Annotated in this window: 25 protein-coding genes and 2 pseudogenes; 6 read left to right on the plus strand and 21 right to left on the minus strand. The window is 72.8% G+C overall.

What is annotated here, in order from left to right; genetic code table 11:
* The first annotated feature begins 8 nt into the window (after positions 1-8).
* Complete coding sequence (locus ABEB06_RS12770) at positions 9-422, plus strand: Fur family transcriptional regulator (RefSeq protein ID WP_345696973.1); 414 nt, start codon at positions 9-11, stop codon at positions 420-422.
* Between the two features lie 107 nt (positions 423-529).
* Here the strand turns inward: ABEB06_RS12770 and ABEB06_RS12775 are convergent, their stop codons facing one another.
* The 4 genes from ABEB06_RS12775 to leuA all read right to left on the minus strand — a co-directional run bounded on the left by ABEB06_RS12775 (position 530) and on the right by leuA (position 4,943).
* On the minus strand, positions 530-1,366 hold the full coding sequence (locus ABEB06_RS12775; RefSeq protein WP_345696974.1) for an isoprenyl transferase: 837 nt from the start codon (positions 1,364-1,366) through the stop codon (positions 530-532).
* A 2-nt stretch (positions 1,367-1,368) separates the two neighbouring features.
* Complete coding sequence (recO, locus tag ABEB06_RS12780) at positions 1,369-2,115, minus strand: DNA repair protein RecO (protein ID WP_345696975.1); 747 nt, start codon at positions 2,113-2,115, stop codon at positions 1,369-1,371.
* 147 nt (positions 2,116-2,262) lie between these two features.
* Entirely contained in the window at positions 2,263-2,808 is a 546-nt protein-coding gene (locus ABEB06_RS12785) for a TerB family tellurite resistance protein (protein ID WP_345696976.1), read from the minus strand.
* 353 nt (positions 2,809-3,161) lie between these two features.
* A complete protein-coding gene (leuA, locus tag ABEB06_RS12790) occupies positions 3,162-4,943 on the minus strand; it encodes a 2-isopropylmalate synthase (protein WP_345696977.1) in 1,782 nt (593 codons plus the stop codon).
* Positions 4,944-5,291: 348 nt separating this feature from the next.
* Between leuA and ABEB06_RS12795 the strand changes: the two genes are divergently transcribed.
* On the plus strand, positions 5,292-5,609 hold the full coding sequence (locus ABEB06_RS12795) for a protealysin inhibitor emfourin (protein ID WP_345696978.1): 318 nt from the start codon (positions 5,292-5,294) through the stop codon (positions 5,607-5,609).
* Here ABEB06_RS12795 and ABEB06_RS12800 read toward each other — a convergent pair.
* Together ABEB06_RS12800 and ABEB06_RS12805 are read right to left on the minus strand one after the other, a co-directional pair.
* Positions 5,585-6,079 (minus strand): hypothetical protein, encoded by a 495-nt coding sequence (locus ABEB06_RS12800; RefSeq protein ID WP_345696979.1) that lies wholly within the window; start codon positions 6,077-6,079, stop codon positions 5,585-5,587. The two genes, ABEB06_RS12795 and ABEB06_RS12800, sit on opposite strands and share 25 nt — an antisense overlap.
* 163 nt (positions 6,080-6,242) lie before the next feature.
* Positions 6,243-7,526: pseudogene (locus ABEB06_RS12805) on the minus strand (glycoside hydrolase family 3 protein); the annotation flags it as partial.
* Between the two features lie 81 nt (positions 7,527-7,607).
* On the opposite strand from ABEB06_RS12805, the pseudogene ABEB06_RS12810 reads away from it, so the two are divergent.
* Positions 7,608-7,820, plus strand: a pseudogene (locus ABEB06_RS12810) (hypothetical protein); the annotation flags it as partial.
* A 66-nt stretch (positions 7,821-7,886) separates the two neighbouring features.
* Here the strand turns inward: ABEB06_RS12810 and era are convergent.
* From era to hrcA, 15 genes are all read right to left on the minus strand, one after another.
* Positions 7,887-8,816 carry a GTPase Era gene (gene era / locus ABEB06_RS12815; protein WP_345696981.1) on the minus strand — a complete coding sequence of 310 codons (930 nt, stop codon included), beginning with the start codon at positions 8,814-8,816 and terminating at the stop codon, positions 7,887-7,889.
* A gap of 36 nt (positions 8,817-8,852) precedes the next feature.
* On the minus strand, positions 8,853-9,008 hold the full coding sequence (locus tag ABEB06_RS12820) for a hypothetical protein (protein ID WP_345696982.1): 156 nt from the start codon (positions 9,006-9,008) through the stop codon (positions 8,853-8,855).
* Positions 9,009-9,079: 71 nt separating this feature from the next.
* On the minus strand, positions 9,080-9,433 hold the full coding sequence (locus ABEB06_RS12825; RefSeq protein WP_345696983.1) for a cytidine deaminase: 354 nt from the start codon (positions 9,431-9,433) through the stop codon (positions 9,080-9,082).
* 17 nt (positions 9,434-9,450) lie between these two features.
* Positions 9,451-10,419: an aldo/keto reductase gene (locus tag ABEB06_RS12830; protein WP_345696984.1), complete on the minus strand. Its 969-nt coding sequence runs from the start codon at positions 10,417-10,419 to the stop codon at positions 9,451-9,453.
* 98 nt (positions 10,420-10,517) lie between these two features.
* Positions 10,518-11,057, minus strand: a complete 540-nt coding sequence (locus tag ABEB06_RS12835; RefSeq protein WP_345696985.1) for a DUF4383 domain-containing protein — start codon at positions 11,055-11,057, stop codon at positions 10,518-10,520.
* Positions 11,058-11,069: 12 nt separating this feature from the next.
* On the minus strand, positions 11,070-11,300 hold the full coding sequence (locus tag ABEB06_RS12840; protein WP_345696986.1) for a hypothetical protein: 231 nt from the start codon (positions 11,298-11,300) through the stop codon (positions 11,070-11,072).
* Positions 11,301-11,426: 126 nt separating this feature from the next.
* A complete protein-coding gene (locus tag ABEB06_RS12845) occupies positions 11,427-12,761 on the minus strand; it encodes a hemolysin family protein (RefSeq protein WP_345696987.1) in 1,335 nt (444 codons plus the stop codon).
* Between the two features lie 13 nt (positions 12,762-12,774).
* Complete coding sequence (gene ybeY, locus ABEB06_RS12850) at positions 12,775-13,269, minus strand: rRNA maturation RNase YbeY (RefSeq protein WP_345696988.1); 495 nt, start codon at positions 13,267-13,269, stop codon at positions 12,775-12,777.
* Between the two features lie 14 nt (positions 13,270-13,283).
* A complete protein-coding gene (locus ABEB06_RS12855) occupies positions 13,284-14,387 on the minus strand; it encodes a PhoH family protein (protein WP_345696989.1) in 1,104 nt (367 codons plus the stop codon).
* Positions 14,388-14,566: 179 nt separating this feature from the next.
* Positions 14,567-15,484, minus strand: coding sequence for a ribonuclease Z (locus ABEB06_RS12860; RefSeq protein ID WP_345696990.1), 918 nt, complete (start codon positions 15,482-15,484; stop codon positions 14,567-14,569).
* Positions 15,485-15,490: 6 nt separating this feature from the next.
* Positions 15,491-15,844: a histidine triad nucleotide-binding protein gene (locus ABEB06_RS12865; RefSeq protein ID WP_345696991.1), complete on the minus strand. Its 354-nt coding sequence runs from the start codon at positions 15,842-15,844 to the stop codon at positions 15,491-15,493.
* Between the two features lie 59 nt (positions 15,845-15,903).
* Complete coding sequence (locus ABEB06_RS12870) at positions 15,904-19,110, minus strand: S41 family peptidase (protein ID WP_425559618.1); 3,207 nt, start codon at positions 19,108-19,110, stop codon at positions 15,904-15,906.
* Between the two features lie 51 nt (positions 19,111-19,161).
* Positions 19,162-19,911, minus strand: coding sequence for a 16S rRNA (uracil(1498)-N(3))-methyltransferase (locus ABEB06_RS12875; protein WP_345696993.1), 750 nt, complete (start codon positions 19,909-19,911; stop codon positions 19,162-19,164).
* Positions 19,912-19,945: 34 nt separating this feature from the next.
* Entirely contained in the window at positions 19,946-21,085 is a 1,140-nt protein-coding gene (gene dnaJ, locus ABEB06_RS12880) for a molecular chaperone DnaJ (protein WP_345696994.1), read from the minus strand.
* Between the two features lie 71 nt (positions 21,086-21,156).
* Positions 21,157-22,230, minus strand: a complete 1,074-nt coding sequence (gene hrcA / locus ABEB06_RS12885) for a heat-inducible transcriptional repressor HrcA (RefSeq protein WP_345696995.1) — start codon at positions 22,228-22,230, stop codon at positions 21,157-21,159.
* A gap of 186 nt (positions 22,231-22,416) precedes the next feature.
* Here hrcA and htpX point away from each other — a divergent pair, with 186 nt between their 5' ends.
* From htpX to ABEB06_RS12900, 3 genes are all read left to right on the plus strand, one after another.
* Positions 22,417-23,334, plus strand: coding sequence for a zinc metalloprotease HtpX (gene htpX / locus ABEB06_RS12890; RefSeq protein ID WP_345696996.1), 918 nt, complete (start codon positions 22,417-22,419; stop codon positions 23,332-23,334).
* Positions 23,335-23,407: 73 nt separating this feature from the next.
* Positions 23,408-23,998, plus strand: coding sequence for a PspA-associated protein PspAB (gene pspAB, locus ABEB06_RS12895; RefSeq protein WP_345696997.1), 591 nt, complete (start codon positions 23,408-23,410; stop codon positions 23,996-23,998).
* Between the two features lie 57 nt (positions 23,999-24,055).
* Positions 24,056-24,826, plus strand: a complete 771-nt coding sequence (locus ABEB06_RS12900; protein WP_345696998.1) for a DUF2785 domain-containing protein — start codon at positions 24,056-24,058, stop codon at positions 24,824-24,826.
* Positions 24,827-24,907: the final 81 nt, after the last annotated feature.

A 24,907-nucleotide genomic window follows, 5' to 3' on the forward strand; every position in this document is an offset into this window, starting at 1 on the left:
GACCCACGGTGACCACCGCAGGCCCGTCGCCACGCGCGCGTTCGACTCGGCAGCGCACCGCCGTCTCGGCGGTCCTGGACGAGATCGAGGACTTCCGCAGCGCGCAGGAACTGCACGACATGCTCAAGCACCGGGGCGACTCGGTCGGTCTCACCACGGTCTACCGGACCCTGCAGTCGCTCGCCGACGCCGGTGAGGTGGACGTGGTCCGCACCGCCGGCGGCGAGGCCGTGTACCGGCGCTGCAGCAGCGGTCACCACCACCACCTGGTCTGCCGGCAGTGCGGCGCGACCGTCGAGGTCGAGGGCCCGGCGGTCGAGCGCTGGGCGAACGCGGTGGCCGCCGAGCACGGCTTCACCGACATCGCCCACACCTTGGAGATCTTCGGCACCTGCGCGGAGTGCGCCAGGAACCAGGGCTGAGCGCGGCAGGACGAAGGAACGGCAGTACGCGAGAGGGGAGGTCCCGGGCCGCGGCCCGGGACCTCCCCTCGTCGATCAGCTCGGCCGGCCCGGTCGGCCCGGCCGGATCAGCGCTGCGCCGGCAGGTCCGGGTTGCCCGCGGCTTCGTTGGGGATGGCGCCGCCGAAACGGCGGTCGCGGCGCGCGTACTGCTCGCAGGCCTGCCAGAGGTTGCGGCGGTCGAAGTCCGGCCAGAGCACGTCCTGGAACACGAACTCGGCGTACGCGGACTGCCAGGCGAGGAAGTTGGAGGTGCGCTGCTCGCCGCTGGGGCGCAGGAACAGGTCCACGTCCGGCATGTCGGGGTAGTACAGGTACTTGGCGAAGGTCTTCTCGTTGACCTTGGACGGGTCGAGCCGGCCGGCGGCGACCTCGCGGGCGATGGCCTGGGCGGCGTCCGCGATCTCGGCCCGGCCGCCGTAGTTGACGCAGAAGTACAGCGTCATGGCGTCGTTGCCCTTGGTCTGCTCCTGGGCGATCTGGAGCTCCTGGACGACGCTCTTCCACATCTTCGGCATCCGGCCGACCCAGCGGATCCGGATGCCGAGGGCGTCCATCTCGTCGCGGCGGCGGCGGATCACGTCCCGGTTGAAGTTCATCAGGAACTTCACCTCATCGGGCGACCGCTTCCAGTTCTCGGTGGAGAAGGCGTACAGCGAGAGGTTCTTGACGCCGATCTCCAGGCAGCCCTTGAGCACGTCGAGGACGACCGACTCGCCGATCTTGTGGCCCTCGGTGCGGGGCAGGCCGCGCTCCTTGGCCCAGCGGCCGTTGCCGTCCATGACTACCGCGACGTGGTTCGGGACCAGCTCACCGGGGATCTTCGGCGGCCGGGCGCCGCTCGGGTGCGGCTCCGGGGTCTGGTAGTCCCGCTTCTTGCTGCCGAACAGCCGTCGCGCTGCCATGCTCACTTCTCCACGTATCTCATCGAGCGGATACCCCGCTCAAGGTGCCACTGCAGATAGGCGGCCACCAACCCGCTGCCCTCGCGCCAGTACCGGGGTTCGCAGGCGTCGGCCGTCTGCCAGTCCCCCGACAGCAGCGCGCCGAGCAGTACCAGTGTCTCAGGGGAGGGTACGGCACTGCCCGGCACCCGGCAGTCCCCGCACAGGACCCCGCCGGCCTGCAGCGAGAAGAAGCGGTTGGGGCCGGGCAGTCCGCATTTCGCGCAGTCGGTGAAGCTGGCGCCGTAGCCGTTGACCGCGAGGGAGCGCAGCAGGAAGGCGTCCATCACCAGGTGCGGCTCGTGCTGCTCGCCGGCGAGCGTGCGCAGGCCGCCGACCAGCAGCAGGTACTGCTGGACGGCGGGCTGGCCCTCGTTCTCGGCGAAGCGCTCGGCGGTCTCCAGCATCGCGGTGCCGGCCGTGTACCGGGCGTAGTCGGTGACGATCCGGGCACCGTAGGGGGCGATGGTCTCGACCTGGGTGCACAGCGGCAGGGTCCGGCCGACCAGGTCGGTGCCGCGGCTGAAGAACTGGACGTCGACGTGGCAGAACGGCTCCAGCCGGGCGCCGAACTTGGACTTGGTGCGGCGCACGCCGCGGGCCACCGCGCGGACCTTGCCGTGCTGACGGGTCAGCAGCGTGATGATGCGGTCGGCCTCGCCGAGCTTCTGGGTGCGCAGCACGATGCCGTCGTCGCGGAAGAGACTCATGGTCCCCCCATTGTCGCCCAGCCCACCGACAACCCGGCCCGCAGCCGGGCAGCCATGAACCCGCACCGGGGGCCCGTGGGGGGAATCGCCCGTAGGTGCGGGTCACGGCGGGCCCGGGAGGGGGGTTTCGGGCCCGGCTGTGGGGGCTCAGTGCGACGCGCTGGTGGCTGCTTCGAGGAGCGCGTCGACCTGGGCGGTGGAGAGTTTGAGGCAGCGGCCGACGACACCGAGCGCGGCGCGCTCCTGCGGCAGGTACCGGCCGTCGGCGAGGGCCACCCAGGCGCCCTGGGTGAGCAGTCGGGCCCGGCCCTGGAGGGCCAGGTGCGGGGCGAGCGGCTCGAGGGCGGCGTGCAGTTCGACGGCGAGGCCGCTGCCCTCGGCGGCGACGTCGATCGGGTCTCCCCCGCCGTGGCCGGAGAGCGCGGCGAGCGCGGCGAGCACCTGGGCCTCGCCGCAGTCCTCGAAGCCGGCCTCGCGGATCACGGTGCAGGCGGCGTCCCGGCCGGCCCGGCCGGCGGTGCCGCCGGCGGCGAGCGCGGCCAGCGCGATGGTGTACTGCGCGTCCCGGAGCATGGCGGCCAGCCGCAGCGAGGTGAGCTGCTCGAGCGCGTCGGTGCCGTAGCGGCCGTGGCAGGAGGTGCACTGCACGCTGCCGATCACCGGGCCGAGCGGGAGGACCGGGGTGCCGAGCAACCGCAGCCACCGCCGGCCGTGCTGCCGACGGTAGTTGCGATCCCCACCACAGCCCGGGCAGAAGAACTCACCGAGAACATCAGTCCGCCAGCGAGGGCGGACACCCCACAACCCTGTCACGGCGCCACTCCCCAGACATGGCAGGCGGCCTGCACATCAATGGGCAGGTCACGCGACCGGACGCCGCGGGCCGTCCCACCGACCCCGAATCCGGTGGATCGATGTTGCCACGGTTGCCCCCGGGTGTCAGCACCCCGAACGGGTCAAGAAGCGAAAATTTGTGACGCGGGCCACACGAAGCCGAAGGGCCACCCGCCGACGGCGGGTGGCCCCAGGAGGTCCTACCGGGGAGGTCAGCCGCGCTGCGCCCGGTTGACGGCGCTGACCAGTGCCTTCAGCGAGGCCAGCACGGTGTTGGAGTCGATGCCGACGCCCCACAGCACCTTGCCCTCGACCGCGCACTCGACGTACGCGGCGGCCTGGGCGTCGCCGCCCTCGCTCAGCGCGTGCTCGGCGTAGTCCAGCACCCGCACGTCGACGCCGATGGTGCCCAGCGCGTTGACGAAGGCGGAGACCGGGCCGTTGCCGGTGCCGGTCAGGGTGACCGGCCGCCCGTCGACGACCGCCTCGGTGGACAGCGCGTCGCGGCCGTCCTCGGTGGTCAGGCTGCGCGAGCCGCTCAGCGAGATCCGGCCCCAGGCGTTGTCGGGGGTGGGCAGGTACTCGTCCTGGAAGACGGCCCAGATGTCGCCCGGGGTGACCTCGCCGCCCTCGGCGTCGGTCTTGGCCTGGATGATCTTCGAGAACTCGATCTGCATCCGGCGCGGCAGGTCCAGCTTGTGGTCGTTCTTCAGGACGTACGCGATGCCGCCCTTGCCGGACTGGCTGTTGACCCGGATGACCGCCTCGTAGCTGCGGCCGACGTCCTTGGGGTCGATCGGCAGGTACGGCACGCCCCAGGTGAAGTCCTCGACCGGGACGCCCGCCGCCTCGGCGTCGGCGGCCAGCGCGTCGAAGCCCTTCTTGATGGCGTCCTGGTGGGAGCCGGAGAAGGAGGTGTACACCAGGTCGCCGGCGTAGGGGTGGCGCTCGGGCACCGGCATCTGGTTGCAGTACTCGGCGGTGCGGCGGATCTCGTCGATGTCCGAGAAGTCGATCATCGGGTCGACGCCCTGCGAGAACAGGTTCATCCCGACGTTGACCAGGTCCAGGTTGCCGGTCCGCTCGCCCTGGCCGAACAGGCAGCCCTCGACCCGGTCGGCGCCGGCCATCATCGCCAGCTCGGCCGAGGCCACGCCGGTGCCGCGGTCGTTGTGCGGGTGGGTGGACAGGCAGACGAACTCGCGGCGGGACAGGTTCCGCGACATCCACTCGATCTTGTCGGCGTAGACGTTCGGGGTGGAGCGCTCGACCGTGGTCGGCAGGTTCAGGATGATCTCGCGGCCCTCGCACGGCTGCCAGACATCCATCACCGCCTCGCAGACCTCCAGCGCGAAGTCCAGCTCGGTGTCGATGAAGATCTCCGGCGAGTACTCGTAGCCGAAGACCGTCTCGTCGCCCAGGATCTTCTCCGCGTACTCCATCACCAGGCGGGTGCCGTCCACCGCGATCGCCTTGATGTCGTCCCTGGAGCCCTTGAAGACCACCCGGCGGAACAGCGGCGAAGTCGCGTTGTACAGGTGGACGGTCGCCCGCTTCGCGCCCTTCAGCGACTCCACGGTCTTCTCGATCAGGTCCTCGCGGGCCTGGGTCAGCACCGAGATGGTGACGTCGTCCGGGATCGCGTTCTCCTCGATCAGGGAACGCACGAAGTTGAAGTCGGTCGCGCCGGAGGACGGGAAGCCGACCTCGATCTCCTTGTAGCCCAGGCGCACCAGCAGGTCGAACATCTTGCGCTTGCGGGCCGGCGACATCGGGTCGATCAGCGCCTGGTTGCCGTCCCGCAGGTCGGTGGACAGCCAGCGCGGGGCCTGGGTGATGACCTTCGACGGCCAGGTGCGGTCCGGCAGGTCGACGGTGCCGAAGGGTACGTACCGGTGGAACGGCATCCCCGACGGCTTCTGCAGCACGGAGGAGGCGGTGATCGGGGTGGGACGGTCGATGAACGCGCGGGCGACGGACGACTGCTCGGTCATGGGTGAGACTCTCGGCTTCCCTGTCGATTGCGGGCTGTGGGTCGGGATGAGGACACCGACCGGCCGACTGGCTGCGCCGCTTGCGGAATACGGGCGCAGAACAACTCCCCGCGGCGAGGGAGCCGGCCTTTTTGGACTACAGGCCCTCGCCGCGGCAGCTAAGAAGAAGCAGCCCGTAACGCATGATGTTCTCCACTGTAACCGGAGTGTCTCGGCGCACGAAGTGAACTCCGCCACGATTCCACCCAGTGAGACGCGGCGGTGCGGCCCGGCGGCCCCGCCGAGCGGGCGCGGGGAGTCTGTGAAAAGGCTCGGCAAAGCACATCGCTGCGTAGCACACTGACAACCATGCGTATCCAGGTGATTCGGTCCGGCGGCCTCGCCGGCCGCGTGGTCAGGGCCGAGCTGGACACCGCCGAACGGCGGGACGCGCCGCACGTCCACGCCCTGGCGCGCGAGGCGGTGGCCGGCGGGCTGCGCGCGCGTGCGTACGGCGTGCCCGACGGCTTCCACTACGAGATCACAGTGGACGGCCGCACCGTGTACTGCTCGGACCCCAAACTGACCGACTCCCAGCGGGAGTTGGTCAGCCTGGTGCTGCGCGAGGGCCTGTCGCCCGAAGGCGTGCACCCCGGATCGGGTCAGCCGAACCTGCCGTTGGCGTAGTCCGCGGTCCGCGGATCGGTCGGCGAGCCGCTCACACGCCGCTCCGGCGCAGCTGCGCGGCGCGGCCCTCGGGCCGGAGCTGCGGGACGGCCGGGGCGTGCTGCCGGGGCAGCGCGAGCGGGCGGGGGCCGGGCGGCGCTGCGCGCGCCGGCCAGGAAGAGGCCGAGGCTGTACTGGCACTCGCGCTGGCGCCGGTAGGCGCGGGTGGAGCCGGCGACCGGCGCGCCGTCGAGTTCCAGGCGCCAGCGCCGGAGCTGGCCGTGCTCCTCGCCGGCGATCACCGAACGGCTGCGGTCCAGGCCGCGCTGCAGGCGGTCGATCGCGGACAGGCAGCCGGCGACGTCGAGGAAGGCCTCCTCGCTCCGGCCGAGGTGCCGGTTGTTCGCCCCGAGCAGCCGCCGGACGGTGCCGCCCCGCGCGTGGTCGGGGAGCTGGGGTCTGCTGACGATCAGGAATCTCGGCTGTCCCATGCCGGTCATCGCCTTCCGGAGCGCTCGTTGGCCGGAAGAGACCGTCTCGATCCCCGGCGGATCACCGGATGCCGAGGCATGAACGCCGGACACGGGCCGCGTGAACGGGCAGTGCGCGAGTCCTCCACAAATCGCGCACCGCCCACTGCAATCCGACGAAGCGTCAGCTCCGGGCGGGAACCTCCAGGGCGACCGTCAGTGGACGATCGGCAACGCTCCGGCCGGCCTCGACCGTGCACGTTCCGGGCCTGGTGACCCAGCCGCCGAGGGTCTCGTCCCAGGTCTGCACGGTCCTGACCGACAGCTGCAGCCGTGCGGCGGCCACCTCGCCGGGGCCGGCCTCGACCACCGCGAATCCGGCCAACTGCCGGTCGGGGCGCGAGCGGTCCACGCCGTCCGGCGCCAGGTAGACCTGGACCACCTCGCGGCCGGCCCGCCGCCCGGTGTTGCGCACCCGCACGCACACCTCCGCGAGGGTGTCCTCGGGCCCGCCGAGGGGCCCGCCGAGCCGGACCTCCAGCCCCTCGTAGGCCCACTGGGTGTAGCCCAGGCCGGCGCCGAACCAGTACGCGGGCTGCGCGCCGGACCGCCGCTGCCAGGCCCGGTAGCCGATGAACAGGCCCTCCCGGTAGGCGAGCCGGCCCTCGGTCGGGGCGACCTCCCAGACCGGGCAGTCGGCCTCCTCGGCCGGCCAGGTGGTGGGCAGCCGGCCGCCCGGCTCGACGACGCCCAGCAGCACGTCGGCCAGCGCCGCGCCGCCCTGCTGGCCGGGGAACCAGGCCAGCAGCACCGCCGCGACCTGCCCCCGCCACGGCATCAGCACCGGCGCGCCGGCGTTGACCACCACCACGGTGCGCGGGTTGGCGGCCGCGACCCGGGCCACCAGCTCGTCCTGCCGGCCGGGCAGCGCCAGCGAGTCGCGGTCCACGCCCTCGCTCTCCACCTCCTCGGTGGTGCCGACCACGACCACCGCCACCTCGGCGGCGCGGGCGGCGGCCACCGCCTCCTCGATCAGCTCGTCGGGGCCCGGGCCGGGCGCGCCGTGGCCGAGTTGGAAGGAGACCAGACCGAATCCGGCCAGTCCGGTGTGCTCCGGCAGCACGCAGGTCAGCCGGACCTGCCGCAGCGCCGCGAAGTCCACGCCGCCGGGCAGCGTCCCCAGCCAGTGCACCGAGCCGTCGGCGGTGGCCGCCGTGCCCAGCGGCTCGCCGTCCGCCCCGAGCAGCTGGGCACGGCCGGGGAAGGCCGCCGGGGGCAGGAAGGTCCGCGGGTCGGCGCCGGGCGCGTGGCGCAGTTCCGTGCCCGCGCCGAGCGCCTCGCGCAGCCCCTCCAGCGGGGAGACCACCCGCTCCGGGAAGACCTGGGCGCTGCCGCCTCCGCCGAACCGCAGCTCGGCCGCGGCCGGGCCGATCAGCGCCACCGAGGCGGGCGCCGGGTCGAGCGGCAGGACGCCGCCGTGCTCTGCTTCGAACCGCTGCTCACCCCCGCCGGCGTGGAGCTGCTGCACCGGGCCGGCACCCGGGCGGTCGCCACGGTCGGCGCCGACGACCTGATGCTGGCCCGGCTGCTGCGCCCCCGGCTCACCACCGTCCACATGAGCCTGCCGGCCGGCGAGGAGCTCGCCGAGCTGGTCGACCGGCTGATCTCCGACCCGGTCGCCGAGCCGGTCGCCGACCCGGTCGCCGAGCCGGTCTCCCGCGAGCTGATGACGGTCCGCCTGGTGGTCCGCGACTCCGGCTGAGCACGCCGGCCGAACACGCCGGAGGCCCGGCGGGTGGTCACCCGCCGGGCCTCGACGGACGCTCCGTCAGAATCCGAGCTTGCGCAGCTGCTTGGGGTCGCGCTGCCAGTCCTTGGCGACCTTGACGTGCAGGTCCAGGTAGACCGGGGTGCCGAGCAGCGCCTCGATGTGCTTGCGGGCGGTGGTGCCGACGTGCTTCAGGCGCGAGCCCTTGGCGCCGATCACGATCGCCTTCTGGCTCTGCCGCTCGATGTAGACGTTGGCGTGGATGTCCAGCAGCGGACGGTCGGCCGGGCGGCCCTCGCGCGGGATCATCTCCTCGACCACCACCGCCAGCGAGTGCGGCAGCTCGTCGCGGACGCCCTCCAGCGCGGCCTCGCGGATCAGCTCGGCGACCATGATCTGCTCGGGCTCGTCGGTCAGATCGCCGTCCGGGTAGAGGGGCATGCCCTCCGGGAGCAGCTTGGTGATCAGCTCGCCGACCAGCTCGACCTGCTTGTCGCCGACCGCCGAGACCGGGATGATCTCCGCCCACTCGATGCCCAGCTCGGCGCCCAGCTGGTGGACGGCGATCAGCTGCTCGGCCAGCCGCTTGGAGTCGACCAGGTCGGTCTTGGTGACGATGGCGACCTTGGGGGTCTTCTTGATCTCGGCGAGCTCCTTGGCGATGAACTTGTCGCCGGGGCCGAGCTTCTGGTCGGCGGGCAGGCAGAAGCCGATCACGTCGACCTCGGCCCAGGTGGAGCGGACCAGGTCGTTGAGCCGCTCGCCGAGGAGCGTGCGGGGCTTGTGCAGGCCGGGGGTGTCCACCAGGACGAGCTGCGCGTCGGGGCGGTGGACGATGCCCCGGACGGTGTGCCGGGTGGTCTGCGGGCGGTCGGAGGTGATCGCGACCTTCGTCCCGACCAGGGCGTTGGTCAGGGTCGACTTACCCGCGTTGGGACGGCCGACGAAGCACGCGAACCCGGAGCGGTACGGGGAGGAAGGACTACTCATGGGCACCATTCTCCCTGATCACCGACGCCCGGCCGGTCAGCCGGTCTTCTTGCCGCCCGTCAGCCCGCCGATCAGCACCAGGACCAGCAGCGCGATCGATCCGGCGAGCCACCACGGCGAGCCGGTCTCGTGCCAGCGGCCGAGCCCCATCACGGTCAGCAGCAGCCCGGCGAAGAACGCCAGTACGCCCATGGTCCCCTCCCCCGACGCCACCCTTGCGGTCAGATTATCGCCCTGCCACAAGGGGGCTCGGGAGGAGTCGCTCAGCGGGCCCCGGTGACCGACCGCACCGTGCCGTCCGGACCGGCCAGCAGCACCGGCGTACCGGCCCCGCCCAGGTCGCGCACGGCCGCCAGGTCGGCGTCGGCCGGGGCGCCGGCCGCGGTCACCACGGCGGCCGCCTCCAGGCCCTTGGCGCCGCTGGCGACGGCCATCGCGACCGCCGTCTGCAGGGCGCTCAGCCGCAGCGACTCCAGCGCCACGGTGCCCGCCACGTACGTGCGGCCGGTCTCGTCGCGCACCGCCGCGCCCTCCTCGACGCCGTTGCGGGCGCGGGCGGATCGCGCCAGCGTGACGATCTTCTTGTCCTCGGGGTCCAGCTCGGAGATCTCGCTCATGGGCAACGAGCATAGGCTCACTCCATCAGCGCGCCCTCACCCACCGGGGCGAACGCCGCCAGCGCCGCGTCGATCCGGGCCAGCGTCGGTGCGTCCAGCGCGAGTTCGGCCGCCGCGAGGTTCTCCGCGATGTGCGCCGGGGTGCGGCTGCCGGGGATCGGCACCACCTGGGCGTCCTGGTGGAGCAGCCAGGCCAGCGCCAGCTGCCCGGGCGTCACGGCCAGCTCGGCGGCGATCGCCCGCACCGGGGCGTAGCGGTCGTTGTTGGTCCGCAGGTTGTCCCCGCTGAAGCGCTCCTGCTGGTGGCGGAAGTCCCCTTCGCCCAGCCCCTCGACGGTGCCGGTGAGGAAGCCGCCGCCGAGCGGGCTCCAGGCGACCACGGCGGTGCCCAGCTCCTTCGCCGCCGCCAGCAGCTCCGGGTCGACCGCCTGCCACATCGACCACTGCGCCTGCACCGCCGCGACGGGATGCACGGCGTGCGCCGCCCGCAGCTGCTCGGCGGTGACGTTCGAGACGCCGAGCCGGCGGACCAGCCCGTCCTCGATCAGCTCGGCGACCGCGCCCACGGTGTCCTCGAAGGGCACCTGCGGGTCCGGGAAGTGCGGGTAGTAGAGGTCGATCGCCTCCACCCCGAGCCCGCGCAGCGACTGCTCGGCGTACCCGCGGACGAACTTGGGCTCGCAGTTCACCGCGAGCTCGCCGAAGGCGTAGTTCACCGGGAAGCGGTGCGCCTCGGCGCCGTCCGGGATCCGGAACCCGAACTTGGTGGCGACCAGGACGTCGTCCCGGCCGTCCAGCGCCCGCCCGACCAGGCGCTCGTTGTGCCCGTCCGGCCCGTACCCGTCCGCGGTGTCGATCATCACCGCGCCGGCGTCCAGCGCGGCCCGCAGCGCGGCCTCCCCGCGCCGGTCGTCGATCTCCCCGTACATGCCGGGCGACAGCACCATCGCGCCGTACCCGATCCCCGACCGCCCCTCGATCACCATGCCGGTGGTCCCCTTCCGTCCGTAGGCGTACGGGGACCACTCTCACCCGGCGGCGCGCGCCCGGCATGCCGCGGCGCGCGCCGATCACCCCCAGAACATCAGTGCCCGGTCGGGTTGGGCGGCCCGGGCCGCATCACCTTGACGAAGGTGGGCGGGCCGGAGGGCAGCGTCTCCGGGCGCGAGTGCCGCTCCTTCCAGTACGGGTTGTCCTTGGGCAGGTGGCTGCTGACCCTGCCGTACATGCCGAAGGTCAGGACCACGAAGCCGAACACGAAGCTGAAGATCACGTTGGAGATGTGGAAGGCCAGCCGGTTGGCGCTGCTGTCGAGCACCATCAGTCCGACGAAGCCCGCCAGGACGAACAGCAGGCCGATCGCCATGTTGATGTTGGAGGCGATGTTGCCGCCGATCACCGCGCCGAGGATCAGCACGCCGCCGGCGACCAGCGAGAGCACGCTGAGCGCGCCGTTGCTGGAGAGGCCCAGGACCTCCTTGCCCTCGGTGTCGATGAAGCCGGGGTGGCTGCCGGTCAGCCCCAGGATGCCGAAGACCACCAGGAAGACGCCGCCGAGGCCGGCGCCGAACCGGTAGACCCGGCCGAGCTTGTGGTCGACCGGTAGTTCGTCCTGCAATTTCATCGCAACCTCCGCTCAGGCCCAGTCCTCGGGGAGGAACGGGGCTTCGTGCAGGTACAGCGAGCCGCACTGCTGGCAGCTCCGCAGGCCGGTGCCCCAGTCCGACTCGGGCCGGGTCTCGGCGTCCGCGACGATCTCCGCGCCGCACATGCCGTGCGACGGGTCGGTGCTCCGGACGACGTGCCACCTGGCCACCTGGCCGGACGGCCCCCCGGCGCCGTACTCCGCGCGCAATTGATGTGCCATGTGTCCATCGTCGTCATCCCGGCGAGCCCGGGGCAAACGCTGCGCGCAGGCCCGGCGGTTCCTCCAAGGACAAGGCGGCCCGCGGGGGGCTCCCCGCGGGCCGCCTTGTCCGGAACGCCGGGACTGCTACTCGTGCTCCGCCTCCACCGGCTCCCCGATCTCCGCGGGCTCGCGCACCGGCGCCGCGACCACGGTGCCGATCCGGTTGCGGCGGCCGGCCGAGCTCTCGGCGGTCAGCCGGATGGACAGCAGGTCGCTGCCCGTCTCCTCCGGCACCGGGATGGCGCAGGAGGACCCGGGGATCGGCACCCGGCCCAGGTGCTTGGCGAGCAGGCCGCCGACCGTCTCCACGTCCTCGTCGGCCAGCTCGATGCCGAACAGCTCGCCGAGGTCCTCCACCAGCAGCCGGGCGGTGATCCGGTAGGAGCCGTCGCCGAGGTCCTCGACCGGGGCGATCTCCCGGTCGTACTCGTCGGTGATCTCACCGACGATCTCCTCCAGGATGTCCTCGATGGTCACCAGGCCGGCCGTGCCGCCGTACTCGTCGATGACGATCGCCACGTGCGAGCGCATCTGCTGCATCTCGCGCAGCAGGTCGGCGGCCGGCTTGGAGTCGGGGACGAACACCGCCGGGCGCATCACCCCGTCGACCTGCTCGGACTCCGACTCCCGGTTGATGTGGGTGCGCCGGACCAGGTCCTTCAGGTACACGATGCCGACCACGTCGTCCTCGTTGTCCCCGACCACCGGGATCCGGGAGAAGCCGGAGCGCAGCGCCAGGGTGAGGGCCTGCCGGACGGTCTTGTGCCGCTCGATCATCACCAGGTCGGTGCGCGGCACCATCACCTCGCGGACGATGGTGTCGCCCAGCTCGAAGACCGAGTGCACCATCCGGCGCTCCTCGTCCTCGATCAGGTCGTCCTGCTCCGCCAGGTCCACCAGGGCCCGCAGCTCCGCCTCGGAGGCGAACGGCCCCTCCTTGTACCCCTTGCCCGGGGTGAGCGCGTTGCCGACCAGGATCAGCAGCTTGGGGATCGGCCCGAGGATCCGGGCCAGCGGCAGCAGCACGTACGAGGCGGTGGTGGCCGTGGTCAGCGGGTGCTGGCGGCCGATGGTGCGCGGCGAGACGCCGACCGCCACGAAGGAGACCAGCACCATCACGCCGACCGCGGTCAGCACCGCCTGCCAGGTCTCCTCGAAGCTCCGCACGCAGACCACGGTGACCAGCACGGCCGCCGCCATCTCGCAGGCCACCCGGATCAGGGTGGCCAGGTTGAGGTAGCGGATCGGGTCGGAGGTCAGCGCGAGCAGCCGGTCGGCGCCGCGCCGGCCGGCCCTCGCGGCCTCCTCGGCGCGGAACCGGGAGATCCGGGAGATGCCGGCCTCGGCGCACGCCGCGAGCCAGCCGAGCACGACCAGCAGGAGAGCTCCGACGAGGAAGCTCGTACTCTCACCACTCACAGACGGCCGGCCCTCAGTGGGTGGTCGGCGCCGGGGAGATCCCGGACAGTCCGCGACCGGCGCGCCAGTCGTCCAGGATCCGCTTCTGCAGCGCGAACATCTCGCGCTCCTCGTCGGGCTCCTCGTGGTCGTAGCCGAGCACGTGCAGCACGCCGTGCACGGTGAGCAGCTGCAGCTCCTCGTCCATGGAGTGCTTGGACGGGGCGGCCAGGCCCTGCTTCTCGGCGACCTCGGGGCAGAGCACGATGTCGCCGAGCAGCCCCTGCGGCAGGTCCTCGCCCTCCTTGCCGGGACGGAGCTCGTCCATCGGGAAGGACATCACGTCGGTGGGGCCCGGGAGGTCCATCCACTGCACGTGCAGCTCCGCCATCGCGTCGCTGTCGACCAGGATCACGGACAGTTCGGACTGCGGGTGGATCCGCATCTTGTCGAGGGCGTACCGGGCGACGTCGAGGATGGACTCCTCGTCCGCGTCCCAGCCGGACTCGTTGGCGATGTCGATCGACATGGAGGGTGCGTTACTCAGCTTTCGGTGCGATGGGACTGGCGCGGGGCACGGGCGCCCCGGCGCTGGACGGGTTTGCGGTTCGCGGGGGCCTCGTCGGCCTCCTGCTGGGCGTCCCAGCGCTCGTAGGCGTCCACGATCCGGCCGACCAGCTTGTGCCGCACCACGTCGGTGCTGGTGAGCACCGAGAAGTGGATGTCCGGCACGTCGGCGAGGATCTCCTGGACCACCTTCAGGCCGCTGCGGGTGCCGCCCGGCAGGTCGATCTGGCTGGTGTCACCGGTGACCACCACCCGCGAGTTGAAGCCCAGCCGGGTCAGGAACATCTTCATCTGCTCGGGCGAGGTGTTCTGCGCCTCGTCCAGGATGATGAAGGCGTCGTTCAGGGTGCGGCCGCGCATGTACGCGAGCGGGGCGACCTCGATGGTGCCCGCGGCCATCAGCCGGGGGATCGAGTCCGGGTCCATCATGTCGTGCAGCGCGTCGTACAGCGGGCGCAGGTACGGGTCGATCTTCTCGTACAGCGTGCCGGGCAGGAAGCCCAGCCGCTCGCCCGCCTCGACCGCCGGACGGGTCAGGATGATCCGGTTGACCTCCTTGGCCTGCAGGGCCTGGACGGCCTTGGCCATCGCCAGGTAGGTCTTGCCGGTACCGGCCGGGCCGAGGCCGAAGACGATCGTGTGCTTGTCGATCGCCTCGACGTAGCGCTGCTGGTTCAGGGTCTTGGGGCGGATGGTGCGGCCCCGGTTCGACAGGATGTTCGCCGTGAAGACCTCGGACGGGGCCGGGTGGGCCGGGTCGTCCTGGGCACTCCTGAGCATGGCGATGGAGCGCTCCACGGCGTCCTCCGTCAGGGGTTGGCCGGTGCGCAGCACCAGCATCATCTCGTTGAAGAGCTGCTCGACGAGCTTGATCTCGGCCCGGGAACCGGTGGCGGTCACCTCGTTGCCGCGGACGTGGATGTCGGCGTCCGGGAAGCCGCTCTCGATCACTCGCAGGAGCGAGTCGGCCGCGCCCAGCAAGGTGACCATCGGGTGCTTCTCCGGAATGACGATCCGGGTGCTGGCCTCCCCGTCGGGGCGCTGCTGTCCGTTGGTTCGGGTCTGCGGTGTGTCACTCATGGGTCGGCGCTGCCGCCTGCCTCATCCCCATCCGTCGTCTCGTGTGGCGCTCCGGGCTCTCCGGGTCACCAGGGTACGCCGCGCAGGTGTTCGCCGGAGCGGCGCAGCGCGTTCGATGGTCCGCCTGATCCGCGGCCGACGCGAATGGTTTTCCGCCCGTTCCGCGCTCGGCCCCGCGCTCAGTTCCGGGCCGGCAGCGGGATGCGCGCCAGGTCCTCGGCGACCACGATTTCGCCGTCGAAGTGCTTGCGCGCCTCCGCGAGATGGCCCTCCGGGTCCGGGTAGCGCTGCGAGAAATGGGTGAGCACCAGCGTCCGCACGCCCGCCTCGGCCGCCACCCGCGCCGCCTGCGCGGCCGTCAGGTGGCCGTGGTCCTCGGCGAGGTGCGCGTCCGCGTCCAGGAAGGTCGCCTCGATCACCAGCAGGTCGACGCCGGACGCCAGCTCCTGCACGCCCCCGCACAGCCGGGTGTCCATCACGAACGCGAAGCTCTGCCCGGGCCTCGGGGCGCTGACCTCGTCGAGGGTGACGGTGCGGCCGTCCAGCTCGACCCGGCCCTCGCGCTGCAGCCGGCCCACCGCCGGGCCGGCGATCCCGGCCGCCCGCAGCAGCGCCGGGTCGAGCCGCCGGCCGTCCGGCTCGACCAGCCGGTAGCCGAACGACTCCACCGGGTGCGACAGCCGCACCGCCTCCAGCGCGAACGGCGCCCCCGGCGCCTCCAGCGGCCCGGGCTCCGAGATCGGCCGGGGCCGCAGCTCCGCGGTCTCGAAGTACGCCGTGGCGTGCCGCAGCCGGTCGAAGAAGACCTGCCCGGACACCGGGTAGTAGGCGTCCACCGGGTGCGGGACGCGGTCCAGGTTGATCCGCTGGATCACGCCCGCCAGGCCCAGGCAGTGGTCTCCGTGGAAGTGCGTCACGGCGATCCGGGTGATCCCGGTGGCGGACACCCCGGCGTGCAGCATCTGCCGCTGGGTGCCCTCCCCCGGGTCGAACAGCAGGCCCTCGCCGTCCCAGCGCAGCAGGTAGCCGTTGTGGTTGCGGTTCCGGGTCGGCACCTGGCTGGCGGTGCCCAGGACGACGAGTTCACGCTGCGACACGGTGCCTCAGATCATCCGCTCGGTCATCGGCGTGCCGCCGAGGACGTGCACGTGCGCGTGGAAGACCGTCTGCCCCGCGCCCGCACCCGTGTTGAAGATCAGCCGGTAGTCGGAGATCCCCTCGTCCTCGGCCACCCGGCCCGCCTCCGCCAGCAGCTCACCGGCGATCTCCGGCTCCGCCGCCGCCAGCCGGGCGGCGTCCGGGTAGTGCGCGTGCGGGATCACCAGCACGTGCACCGGCGCCTTCGGCGCGATGTCCCGGAACGCCAGCGTGCGCTCCGTCCTGCGCACCACCGTCGCCGGGATCTCCCCCGCCACGATCCTGCAGAACAGGCAGTCGGACTGCGCCTCGCCGGCCATCTGCTTCTCCTCCTGAACGCTTGTCAGTACGCCCGGAAGCGTACAACCAGGGGCGCTCCCTAGGAGGGAGCGGCCGGTGCCGTCTTCGCGGGGGTCCGCGCGAGCGCGGCGAGCGCCAGCCGGACGCCCTCCTCCAGCTGGGTGTCGCGGCCGGCCGCCCAGTCCTGCGGCGTGACGGGCACCTCGACGTCCGGGTCGACGCCGTGGTTCTCCACGCCCCAGCCGTACCCCTCCAGCCAGAAGGCGTACTTGGGCTGGGTCACCAGGGTGCCGTCGACCAGGTGGTACTTGCTGTCGATGCCGATGACACCGCCCCAGGTGCGGGTGCCGACCACCGGGCCGATGCCCAGCGCCTGGATCGCCGCGTTGACGATGTCGCCGTCCGAGCCGGAGAACTCGTTGGCCAGCGCCACCACCGGCCCGCGCGGGGCGTCCGCCGGGTACGGCTCGGCCGCGTCGATGTCACGGGCCCGGTCCCAGCCGATGATCCTCCGGCCCAGCTTCTCGATGATCAGCTGCGAGGTGTGGCCGCCGCGGTTCTCCCGCAGGTCGACCACCACCCCCTCGCGCGCCATCTCGGCCCGCAGGTCGCGGTGGAGCTGCGCCCAGCCGGCGCTCTGCATGTCCGGCACGTGCAGGTACCCGAGCCGCCCGTCGGACAGCTCGCGCACCAGCTCCCGCCGGCCCGCGACCCAGTCGTGGTAGCGCAGCGCCTCCTCGTCGGCGAGCGGCACCACCACCGGGTGCCGCTCCCCGGTGCCGTCCTTGCCGACCACGGTGAGCTCCACCGGCTGCCCGGCGGTGCCGGCCAGCAGCGGGAACGGGCCCGCCACCGGGTCCACCGGCCGGCCGTTGACGGCCAGCACCGCGTCACCGGGCCGGATCGCGACGCCGGGCGCGGCCAGCGGCGAGCGCGCCCGCGGGTCCGAGGACTCGCCGGGCAGGATCCGCTCGACCCGCCACACCTCGCCCTCCCGCACCAGGTCGGCGCCGAGCAGGCCCTGCCGGCGGGCCGCCTCCGCGCCGCGCCCCGGCGGGATCACGTACGCGTGCGAGGTGCCCAGCTCGCCGACGGTCTCCCAGAGCAGGTCGACCAGGTCGGTGTGCGAGCCGACCCGCTCGACCAGCGGTCGGTAGCGCTCCAGGACGCCCGCCCAGTCGACGCCGCCGAGGTCCGCGCGCCAGAAGTTGTCGCGCATCAACCGGCCGTTCTCGTCGAACATCTGCCGCCACTCGGCGGCCGGGTCGACGGTGACCCGGATCCGGTCCAGGTCCACGTCCAGGTCCTCGTCCTCGCCGGCCTTCCGGTCGGCGGGCACCACCCGCAGGGCGCCCTCGTCGAGGACGGCGAGCCGCGCCCCGTCGCCGCTGACCGCGAATCCGTCCAGCTCGCCGAGCAGCTGCTCGACCCGGCGCTTCTTCAGGTCGTAGCGCTCCAGCGCGGCCCTGGGCTCGTCGGCCTCCAGCGAGGACGCGATGTCGCCGAGCTCGCCGACGAACGGGAGCCGGGTCCACAGCACGCCGTCCTTGGCCGCCCGCAGCGAGCCGAACCGGCCGCCCTCCACGGGGAAGGGGACGATCCGGTCGGCGATCCCGTCCAGGTCCACCCGGGTCGCCGGGTGCGCGGAGGCCTCGTCCTTCTTCTCGTCCTTCGGCTCGTCCTCGTCCCCGCCGAGGCCGAGCCCGGCCCGCTGCGGGCCGAACGGCGACGGGGTGTCGGCCGCCAGCGTGATCAGGTACGGCCGGGTGCCCGCCGGGAAGGACAGGTCGAAGACGTGCGCGTCGTACACCGGGTCGAAGTTGCGCACCGAGAGGAACGCCAGGTGCTTCCCGTCCGCGGTGAAGGCCGGCGAGTAGTCGTGGAAGCGCTGCGGGGTCGCCTCGCTGACGGTCCGTGAGGTCAGGTCGGCCAGCATGATCTGGCGCAGCGCCCACGGGCCGAGCACCGGCTGCGACCAGGCCAGCCACGCCGAGTCCGGGCTGAACACCAGCCCGCTCACCTCGCCGTCACCGCTGCGGGCCAGCTCGTGCACCGCGCCGTCGCTCAGGGCGACCAGCAGCACCCGGCCGTCGTGCGCGGCGACCGCCAGCAGCTTGCCGTCCGGGGAGACCTCCAGGGCCCGGACCCGGCCGAGCCGCCCGGCGGCCAGCCGCCGCCGCTCCGCCCCCAGCACGGCGGGCGCGTACTCGATCGCGTCGTCGCCCTCGGCGTCGGTCACCCACACCGCGCCCTGCCCGCCGTCCTCGCCGGGCACCACCCGCACCTGCCGGGCCCGCACCCCGGCCGTCTCGTCCAGCACCCGGGACGGGCCCTCCCGGTGGGTCAGCCAGTGCACGGTGCCGCGCACCACCACGGCGCTGGCCCGACCGGTCCGGTCCGGGGCCACCCAGTCGATCCGGCCGGCGGCCGACACCGGCCGGGGCTGGCGCAGCGTGCGGGGGCCGGCCGGGCTGAGCTCCAACCGGCGCGGTTCGGCGCCCCGCAGGTCGTCCAGCAGCCAGACGTCGCCGGCGCTGTACCAGACCACCCGGGTGCCGTCGGTGGACGCGCCGCGGGCGTAGAACCCACCGTCCGTGTGCCGGCGCAGGTCAGCGCCGTCGGGGAGGCTGGAGTACAGCTGCCCGACGCCCTCGTGGTCCGACAGGAACGCCACCCGCTCGCCCACCCACAGCGGCGACTCCAGGTGCCCGTCCAGGTCCGCGTGCAGCCGGGCGAACTCCGTCGCACCGATCCACAGCTTGCCCGCCTGCCCGCCGCGGTAGCGCTTCCACATCGCGGGCTCCCGGCCGAACGCCGACACCAGCAGCGTCCGCTCCCCGCCCGGCTCCTGCGCCAGCCCGCTCACCGGGCCGTACGGGAGCCGCTCGGCGGGGCCGCCGTCCAGCGGCACGGCGAACGCCCAGGTGCGGCGGATCGTCGCCTGCCCGCCGGTGGTCGTCGCCACCGGCCGGCCGTCCGCCGTCCAGCCGCGCACCGCCGTGAACGGGCTGCCCCAGAACGTCAGGCGCCGGGACGGCCCGCCGTCCACCGGTGCGACGTGCACCTCCGGCGCGCCGTCCCGCATCGAGGTGAAGGCGATGTGCCGCCCGTCCGGCGAGAACCTCGGGTGCGCCACCGGCACCTGGTCCGCCGTCAGCCGCCAGGCCCGCCCGCCGGCCACCGGAGCCAGCCAGACGTCGTCCTCGGCAACGAAGGTGACCAGGTCACCGTGCACATGGGGATGGCGCAGGTAGCCGCGCTGAGAATCTGTCACACCGGCCACCATAAGCAGCCGGGGACGGCCCGGCCACGAATTCCGGCGTTCCGGACCGGCGCGCTACGCCCAGCGGCCGGTGCGGCCCAGCAGCAGGGCGCCCGCCGCGACACCCGCCGTGGACGTCCGCAGCACCGACGGCCCGAGCCGGTACGGCTGCGCGCCCGCCTCGGCGAAGGCCGCCAGCTCCTCCGGGGCGACCCCGCCCTCCGGGCCGACGACCAGCACGATGTCCCCGCCGACCGGCAGCTCCGCCGCGGCCAGCGGCGTCGCGCCCTCCTCGTGCAGCACCGCGGCCAGCGCCGCCCGTCCCAGCAACGGGACGAGCTGACGGGTCGTCATCGCCTCGCGCACCTCGGGGAAGCGCAGCCGCCGCGACTGCTTGCCCGCCTCGCGCGCGGTCGCCCGCCACTTGGCCAGCGCCTTGGCGCCCCGGTCGCCCTTCCACTGGGTGATGCACCGGGACGCCGACCACGGGATCACCACGTCCACGCCGACCTCGGTCATCGTCTCGACGGCCAGCTCGCCGCGGTCGCCCTTCGGCAGGGCCTGCACCACGACGATCCGCGGGCTCGGCTCCGGCTCCTCGCGGACCTCCGCGACGGTGACGTCCAGCGCGTCCTTGCCGTGCACGGCGGCGACCGTCCCGAACACGCCGAGCCCCAGCCCGTCCGCCAGCGTCACCGCCTCACCGGCCTCCAGCCGCTTCACCGCGACGGCGTGCCGCCCCTCCGCCCCGTCCAGCCGCACCGTCGCCCCCGGCGTGACCCCGGCCAGCAGGGCGGTCTCGACGACGAACACCGGCGCAGTCATGACGGAGAACCTTTCGAGCGAGAGCTGGTCTGCATCACCTTCCGTTGAAGGCGTCCTTCAGGCGGGAGAACAGCCCCTGCTGGCCCGGCGCGAACTGGCCCGACGGACGCTCCTCCCCGCGCAGCATGGAGAGCCGCCGCAGCAGCTCCTCCTGCTCCGGGTCGAGCTTGGTCGGCGTCTGCACCTCGACGTGCACTATCAGGTCGCCCCGGCCGCCCCCGCGCAGGTGCGTGATGCCGCGACCGTGCAGCGGGATCGACTGGCCGCTCTGGGTGCCGGGCCGGATGTCGACCTCCTCCAGCCCGTCGAGGGTCTGCAGCGGCACCTGGGTGCCGAGCGCGGCGGCGGTCATCGGGATGGTCACCGTGCAGTGCAGGTCGTCCCCTCGCCGCTGGAACACCTGGTGGGCGGTCTCGGCGATCTCGACGTAGAGGTCACCGGCGGGACCGCCGCCGGGACCGACCTCGCCCTCGCCGGCCAGCTGGATCCGGGTGCCGTTGTCGACACCGGCGGGGATCTTCACGGTCAGCGTGCGGCGGGCCCGGACGCGGCCGTCGCCGGCGCACTCGGGGCACGGGGTGGGCACCACGGTGCCGAAGCCCTGGCACTGCGGGCAGGGGCGGGAGGTCATGACCTGGCCCAGGAAGGACCGGGTGACCTGGGAGACCTCGCCCTTGCCGCGGCACATGTCACAGGTCTGCGCGGAGGTGCCGGGGGCGGCGCCCTCGCCGTTGCAGGTGGTGCAGGTGACGGCGGTGTCGACCTGGAGTTCCTTGGTGGTGCCGAAGGCGGCCTCCTCCAGGGTGATCTCCAGGCGGATCATGGCGTCCTGGCCGCGGCGCGTCCGGGAGCGCGGACCGCGCTGGCCGGAGGCGGCGCCGAAGAAGGCGTCCATGATGTCGGAGAAGCCGAAGCCCGCCGCGCCCGCGCCGAATCCGCCCGCGCCGCCGCCGTTGGGCGACAGCGGGTCGCCGCCGAGGTCGTAGACCTGGCGCTTCTGCGGATCGGAGAGCACCTCGTAGGCGGCGTTGATCTCCTTGAACCGCTCCTGCGTCTTCGGGTCGGGGTTGACGTCCGGGTGCAGTTCGCGTGCGAGGCGTCGGAACGCCTTCTTGATCTCGTCCTGCCCCGCGTCGCGTCGGACGCCGAGTACCGCGTAGTAGTCCGTGGCCACCAAATGCTCCGGTTTGTTCCGCCTCTAGAAGTGCTTGCGATCGACTGCGCCGGCTCCGACCGGCATCCCTGCTACGACTCGGCCAGGATCTGGCCCACGTACCGTGCCACCGCTCGCACCGCCCCCATTGTGCCCGGGTAATCCATCCGGGTCGGACCGATCACCCCGAGCTTTGCCACGCTCTGGTCGCCCGAACCGTAACCGACCGAGACCATCGAGGTGGAATTGAGCCCCTCGTACGCGATCTCGTGGCCGATCCGGACCGTCATCCCGGACTCCGCCGTCTCGCCCAGGAGGCGGAGCAGGACGACCTGCTCCTCCAGCGCCTCCAGCACGGGCTGGACGGTGAGCGGGAAGTCGTGGCCGAAGCGGGTCAGGTTGGCGGTGCCCGCCAGCATGATCCGCTCCTCGTTCTGCTCGGCGAGGGTCTCGAAGAGGGTGGCGAGCACGACGCTGACGATCGGCCGTTCGACCTGCTCGAAGCCGGACGGCAGATCCTCCAGGACCACCGGGACCTCGGGCAGCGGACAGCCGCCGGCCATGCCGTTGAGCTTGGCGCGCAGGTCGCCGAGCAGGGTCTCGCCCACCGTGCCGGGGCAGTCGACCAGTCGCTGCTCGACCCGGCCGGTGTTGGTGATCAGCACCAGCATCAGCTTGGTCGGGGTGATGGCGACCAGCTCGATGTGCCGCACGGTGGAGCGGGTCAGCGAGGGGTACTGGACGACGGCGACCTGCCGGGTCAGCTGGGCGAGCAGCCGCACCGTGCGGGCGACCACGTCGTCCAGGTCGACGGCGCTCTCCAGGAAGTGCCGGATGGCGCGCCGCTCGGGCGCGGACATCGGCTTGACTTCGGCGAGCCGGTCGACGAACAGCCGGTACCCCTTGTCGGTGGGGATCCGGCCCGCACTGGTGTGCGGCTGCTGGATGTACCCCTCCTCCTCCAGCGCGGCCATGTCGTTGCGCACGGTGGCCGGGGAGACGCCCAGGTTGTGCCGCTCGACCAGGGCCTTGGAGCCGACCGGCTCCTCGGTGCCCACGTAGTCCTGGACGATCGCGCGCAGCACCGCGAGCCGCCGCTCGTCGAGCGGGCGGACGGACGGGCGGGCGTCGAACCGCCTGGCCTCGGGCTTGCCGTCCTCGGGCATGGCACGCACCTCCGTCTTCGTCCGTTGACCTGGTAGCCGTCCCCCGTCTGGCACTCCGGAAGGCAGAGTGCCAGGACCGTACCTGCCAGTGTAAGGCCCGGGTCCGACGGCAGGAACGGCCCGGCCACGTGATCCTCGTCCGAGTGGCAGCATCGAACTCAGAAGGCACCTGAGGAGGAAGCGGCGATGTCGACGTCACAGCACTCCCGGTTCGCGCCCGACCGCGGTCTGACCGGGCGGATGGTCACCACGATGTTCCTGATCGGCCTGGTGTACGTGGGCTTCACCGGGCTGCTGATCGTGCTGCTGCGCGGCGCGTGGCCGCTGATCGTCCTGATCTCGGGCGGCCTGTTCGTCGCCCAGTTCTGGTTCAGCGACAAGATCACCGAACGGGCGATGGGCGCCCACGAGGTGACGCCCGAGCAGTACCCGCAGCTGCACGGCGCCGTCGACCGGCTCTGCGCCCTCGCCGACATGCCCAAACCCCGGGTGGCGGTCGCCGACAACGACATGCCGAACGCCTTCGCCACCGGCCGCAAACCCGAGAAGTCGGTGGTCTGCGTCACCACCGGCCTGCTGCGCCGGCTCGGACCGGAGGAGCTGGAGGGCGTCCTCGCCCACGAGCTCTCGCACGTCGCCCACCGGGACGTCGCGGTGATGACGGTGGCCGGATTCCTGGGCGTGCTGGCCGGAGCGATCACCCGGATGGCCCTGTACGGCGGATTCGTCGGCTCCAACCGGAACAGCAACGACTCCAACGCCGCGATCGCGGCACTGATCGTCCCGCTGGTGGCCATGGTGGTGTACGCGATCAGCTTCCTGCTCACCCGGCTGCTCTCCCGCTACCGGGAACTCGCCGCCGACCGGGCCGCCGCCCAGCTGACCGGCCGGCCCAGCGCACTGGCCTCCGCCCTGACCAAGGTCAGCGGGCAGATCGCCGCCATCCCCACCAGGGACCTGCGCCAGGCCCAGCCGTACAACGCCTTCTACTTCGCCCCCGCGCTGAGCGCCCGCGAGGCCGCCGGCCGGCTGTTCTCCACCCACCCGACGCTGGAGCGGCGGTTGGAGCAGCTGGAGAAGATCTCGACCGAACTCGGCCGCTGAACCCGACCGCCGCCGAGCCCCGGTCCGCGAGGACCGGTCCTCGCGGACCCGAGAGGACCTGAGAGGACCTGAGATGGGATTCCTGGACGCCCTGTTCGGCCGCTCCAAGCCGGTCAAGCCCGACCTGGACCAGCTGTTCGCCGTCCCCTCCGCCGCGCTCACCCTGGAGGCCGCGTCCGGCTTCCGGCCGACCGGTCTCGGGTCGGTGTGCTTCGCCGCCGTCGAGGGCGGGGCGTTCGCCGACGTCCAGGCGCAGGTCCGCGAGCTCCTGGACGCCGACACCGCGCGCGGCGGCGTCCCGGTCGAGGTCTCCCAGGACTCCTACGGCTACACCTGGCTGCTCGCCCGCCACACCCCCGAGGAGATCGCCGACCTGGTCAACGACCTGCACGCGGTCAACAGCGAGCTCGAGGCGAACGGCTTCGGCCCGCAACTGCTCTGCTCGATCGTCGCCTTCCGCAACCCCGCGGGGCAGTCCCTCGGCCTGGTCTACCTCTACAAGCGCGGCACCTTCTACCCGTTCGCCCCGGTGCCGGGCGGCGGCGAGAAGCGCAACAGCCCGGTCGAGCTCCAGGCCAAGGGCCTGCTCACCAACGACCTCCGGGTCGAACAGGACCTCTCCCGCTGGTTCCCCGTCTGGGGCGCCCCGGGCCTGACGGACTGACTCCCCACCCCGGGCCGGGCCGGTGCGCGGTCGACCGGCCCGCACTAGAGTCCGCCCGTGACCGATTGGGACCTTCTGGAAGCCGCCGCCCCCTCCGCCGAGTCCGTCGCGGTGGTGAGCGCCGCCCTGCGCTCGCCCGACCCGGTGGAGCGCGACGAGCGGGCCTACCCCCTGCTGGCGCGCTGGGTGCCCGAGTTGGCGCCCGAGGCGCGCCTGGCCCTCGGGGACGAGCTGGCCGGGCGCTTCGACGATCCGGAGGTCCAGGCCCGGACGTTCGCACCCCTGGTCCTGGCGAAGCTCGTCCGGGCCGGTGCGTACCGGCCGCAGTGGCTGGCGGCGTTCGGCCGCTGGTACCCCGCCGAGACCGACCTGCGCGGGTGGGACCCGGCGCTGGGGTGGCTGCACGCGGTCGCGCACGGCGCCGACCTGCTGCGCGCCTTCGGCGAGCACCCCGAGGTCGACCCGGCCGAGCCGCTCGCCCTCGGCGCCGCTCGGCTGCTCGCGCCGACCGACCAGGTGTGGGACGCGATGGAGGACGACCGGCTCGGTTTCGCGCTGGCCCTCACCCTGACCCGCGGGGAACTGACCGAGGGCCGGGCGGTGGCCTGGCTGGACCGGATCGCGGAGGTCTTCGCCACCGGCGAGCCGGGCCCGATGCCGCCGTTCGCTTCCAACACGCTGCGCACCCTGCGCGTGCTCTACCTGCTCGCCGACCGCGGGGTCCGCCCGGACTGGGTCGGCGGCGAGGTACGGGCGCTCCCCCACCGCGAGGCGGTCAAGCAGCGGATCGCCGAGGTGCTGGCGGTCGCCGCGCCCTACCCTGGGTGAGGGCGGGCGCGGGGTGCGCCAGGTGTGCGGGGTGTGCGGGTCTCCCGGGTGACGGCCGGTCAGCGGCCGTAGACTCCGTCA

Origin of the sequence: Kitasatospora terrestris, assembly GCF_039542905.1 — a bacterium.
In the GTDB taxonomy this organism is placed as follows: Bacteria; Actinomycetota; Actinomycetes; order Streptomycetales; family Streptomycetaceae; genus Kitasatospora; species Kitasatospora terrestris.

What these genes read in the sequence shown, in the direction of transcription:
- ABEB06_RS12775 (WP_345696974.1), bottom strand. Translation starts at nt 1,366, where the DNA reads ATGGCAGCGCGACGGCTGTTCGGCAGCAAGAAGCGGGACTACCAGACC.
- recO (WP_345696975.1), bottom strand. Translation starts at nt 2,115, where the DNA reads ATGAGTCTCTTCCGCGACGACGGCATCGTGCTGCGCACCCAGAAGCTC.
- leuA (WP_345696977.1), bottom strand. Translation starts at nt 4,943, where the DNA reads ATGACCGAGCAGTCGTCCGTCGCCCGCGCGTTCATCGACCGTCCCACC.
- ABEB06_RS12795 (WP_345696978.1), top strand. Translation starts at nt 5,292, where the DNA reads ATGCGTATCCAGGTGATTCGGTCCGGCGGCCTCGCCGGCCGCGTGGTC.
- ABEB06_RS12800 (WP_345696979.1), bottom strand. Translation starts at nt 6,079, where the DNA reads ATGGGACAGCCGAGATTCCTGATCGTCAGCAGACCCCAGCTCCCCGAC.
- era (WP_345696981.1), bottom strand. Translation starts at nt 8,816, where the DNA reads ATGAGTAGTCCTTCCTCCCCGTACCGCTCCGGGTTCGCGTGCTTCGTC.
- ABEB06_RS12820 (WP_345696982.1), bottom strand. Translation starts at nt 9,008, where the DNA reads ATGGGCGTACTGGCGTTCTTCGCCGGGCTGCTGCTGACCGTGATGGGG.
- ABEB06_RS12825 (WP_345696983.1), bottom strand. Translation starts at nt 9,433, where the DNA reads ATGAGCGAGATCTCCGAGCTGGACCCCGAGGACAAGAAGATCGTCACG.
- ABEB06_RS12830 (WP_345696984.1), bottom strand. Translation starts at nt 10,419, where the DNA reads ATGGTGATCGAGGGGCGGTCGGGGATCGGGTACGGCGCGATGGTGCTG.
- ABEB06_RS12835 (WP_345696985.1), bottom strand. Translation starts at nt 11,057, where the DNA reads ATGAAATTGCAGGACGAACTACCGGTCGACCACAAGCTCGGCCGGGTC.
- ABEB06_RS12840 (WP_345696986.1), bottom strand. Translation starts at nt 11,300, where the DNA reads ATGGCACATCAATTGCGCGCGGAGTACGGCGCCGGGGGGCCGTCCGGC.
- ybeY (WP_345696988.1), bottom strand. Translation starts at nt 13,269, where the DNA reads ATGTCGATCGACATCGCCAACGAGTCCGGCTGGGACGCGGACGAGGAG.
- ABEB06_RS12855 (WP_345696989.1), bottom strand. Translation starts at nt 14,387, where the DNA reads ATGAGTGACACACCGCAGACCCGAACCAACGGACAGCAGCGCCCCGAC.
- ABEB06_RS12865 (WP_345696991.1), bottom strand. Translation starts at nt 15,844, where the DNA reads ATGGCCGGCGAGGCGCAGTCCGACTGCCTGTTCTGCAGGATCGTGGCG.
- ABEB06_RS12870 (WP_425559618.1), bottom strand. Translation starts at nt 19,110, where the DNA reads ATGGTGGCCGGTGTGACAGATTCTCAGCGCGGCTACCTGCGCCATCCC.
- ABEB06_RS12875 (WP_345696993.1), bottom strand. Translation starts at nt 19,911, where the DNA reads ATGACTGCGCCGGTGTTCGTCGTCGAGACCGCCCTGCTGGCCGGGGTC.
- hrcA (WP_345696995.1), bottom strand. Translation starts at nt 22,230, where the DNA reads ATGCCCGAGGACGGCAAGCCCGAGGCCAGGCGGTTCGACGCCCGCCCG.
- htpX (WP_345696996.1), top strand. Translation starts at nt 22,417, where the DNA reads ATGTCGACGTCACAGCACTCCCGGTTCGCGCCCGACCGCGGTCTGACC.
- pspAB (WP_345696997.1), top strand. Translation starts at nt 23,408, where the DNA reads ATGGGATTCCTGGACGCCCTGTTCGGCCGCTCCAAGCCGGTCAAGCCC.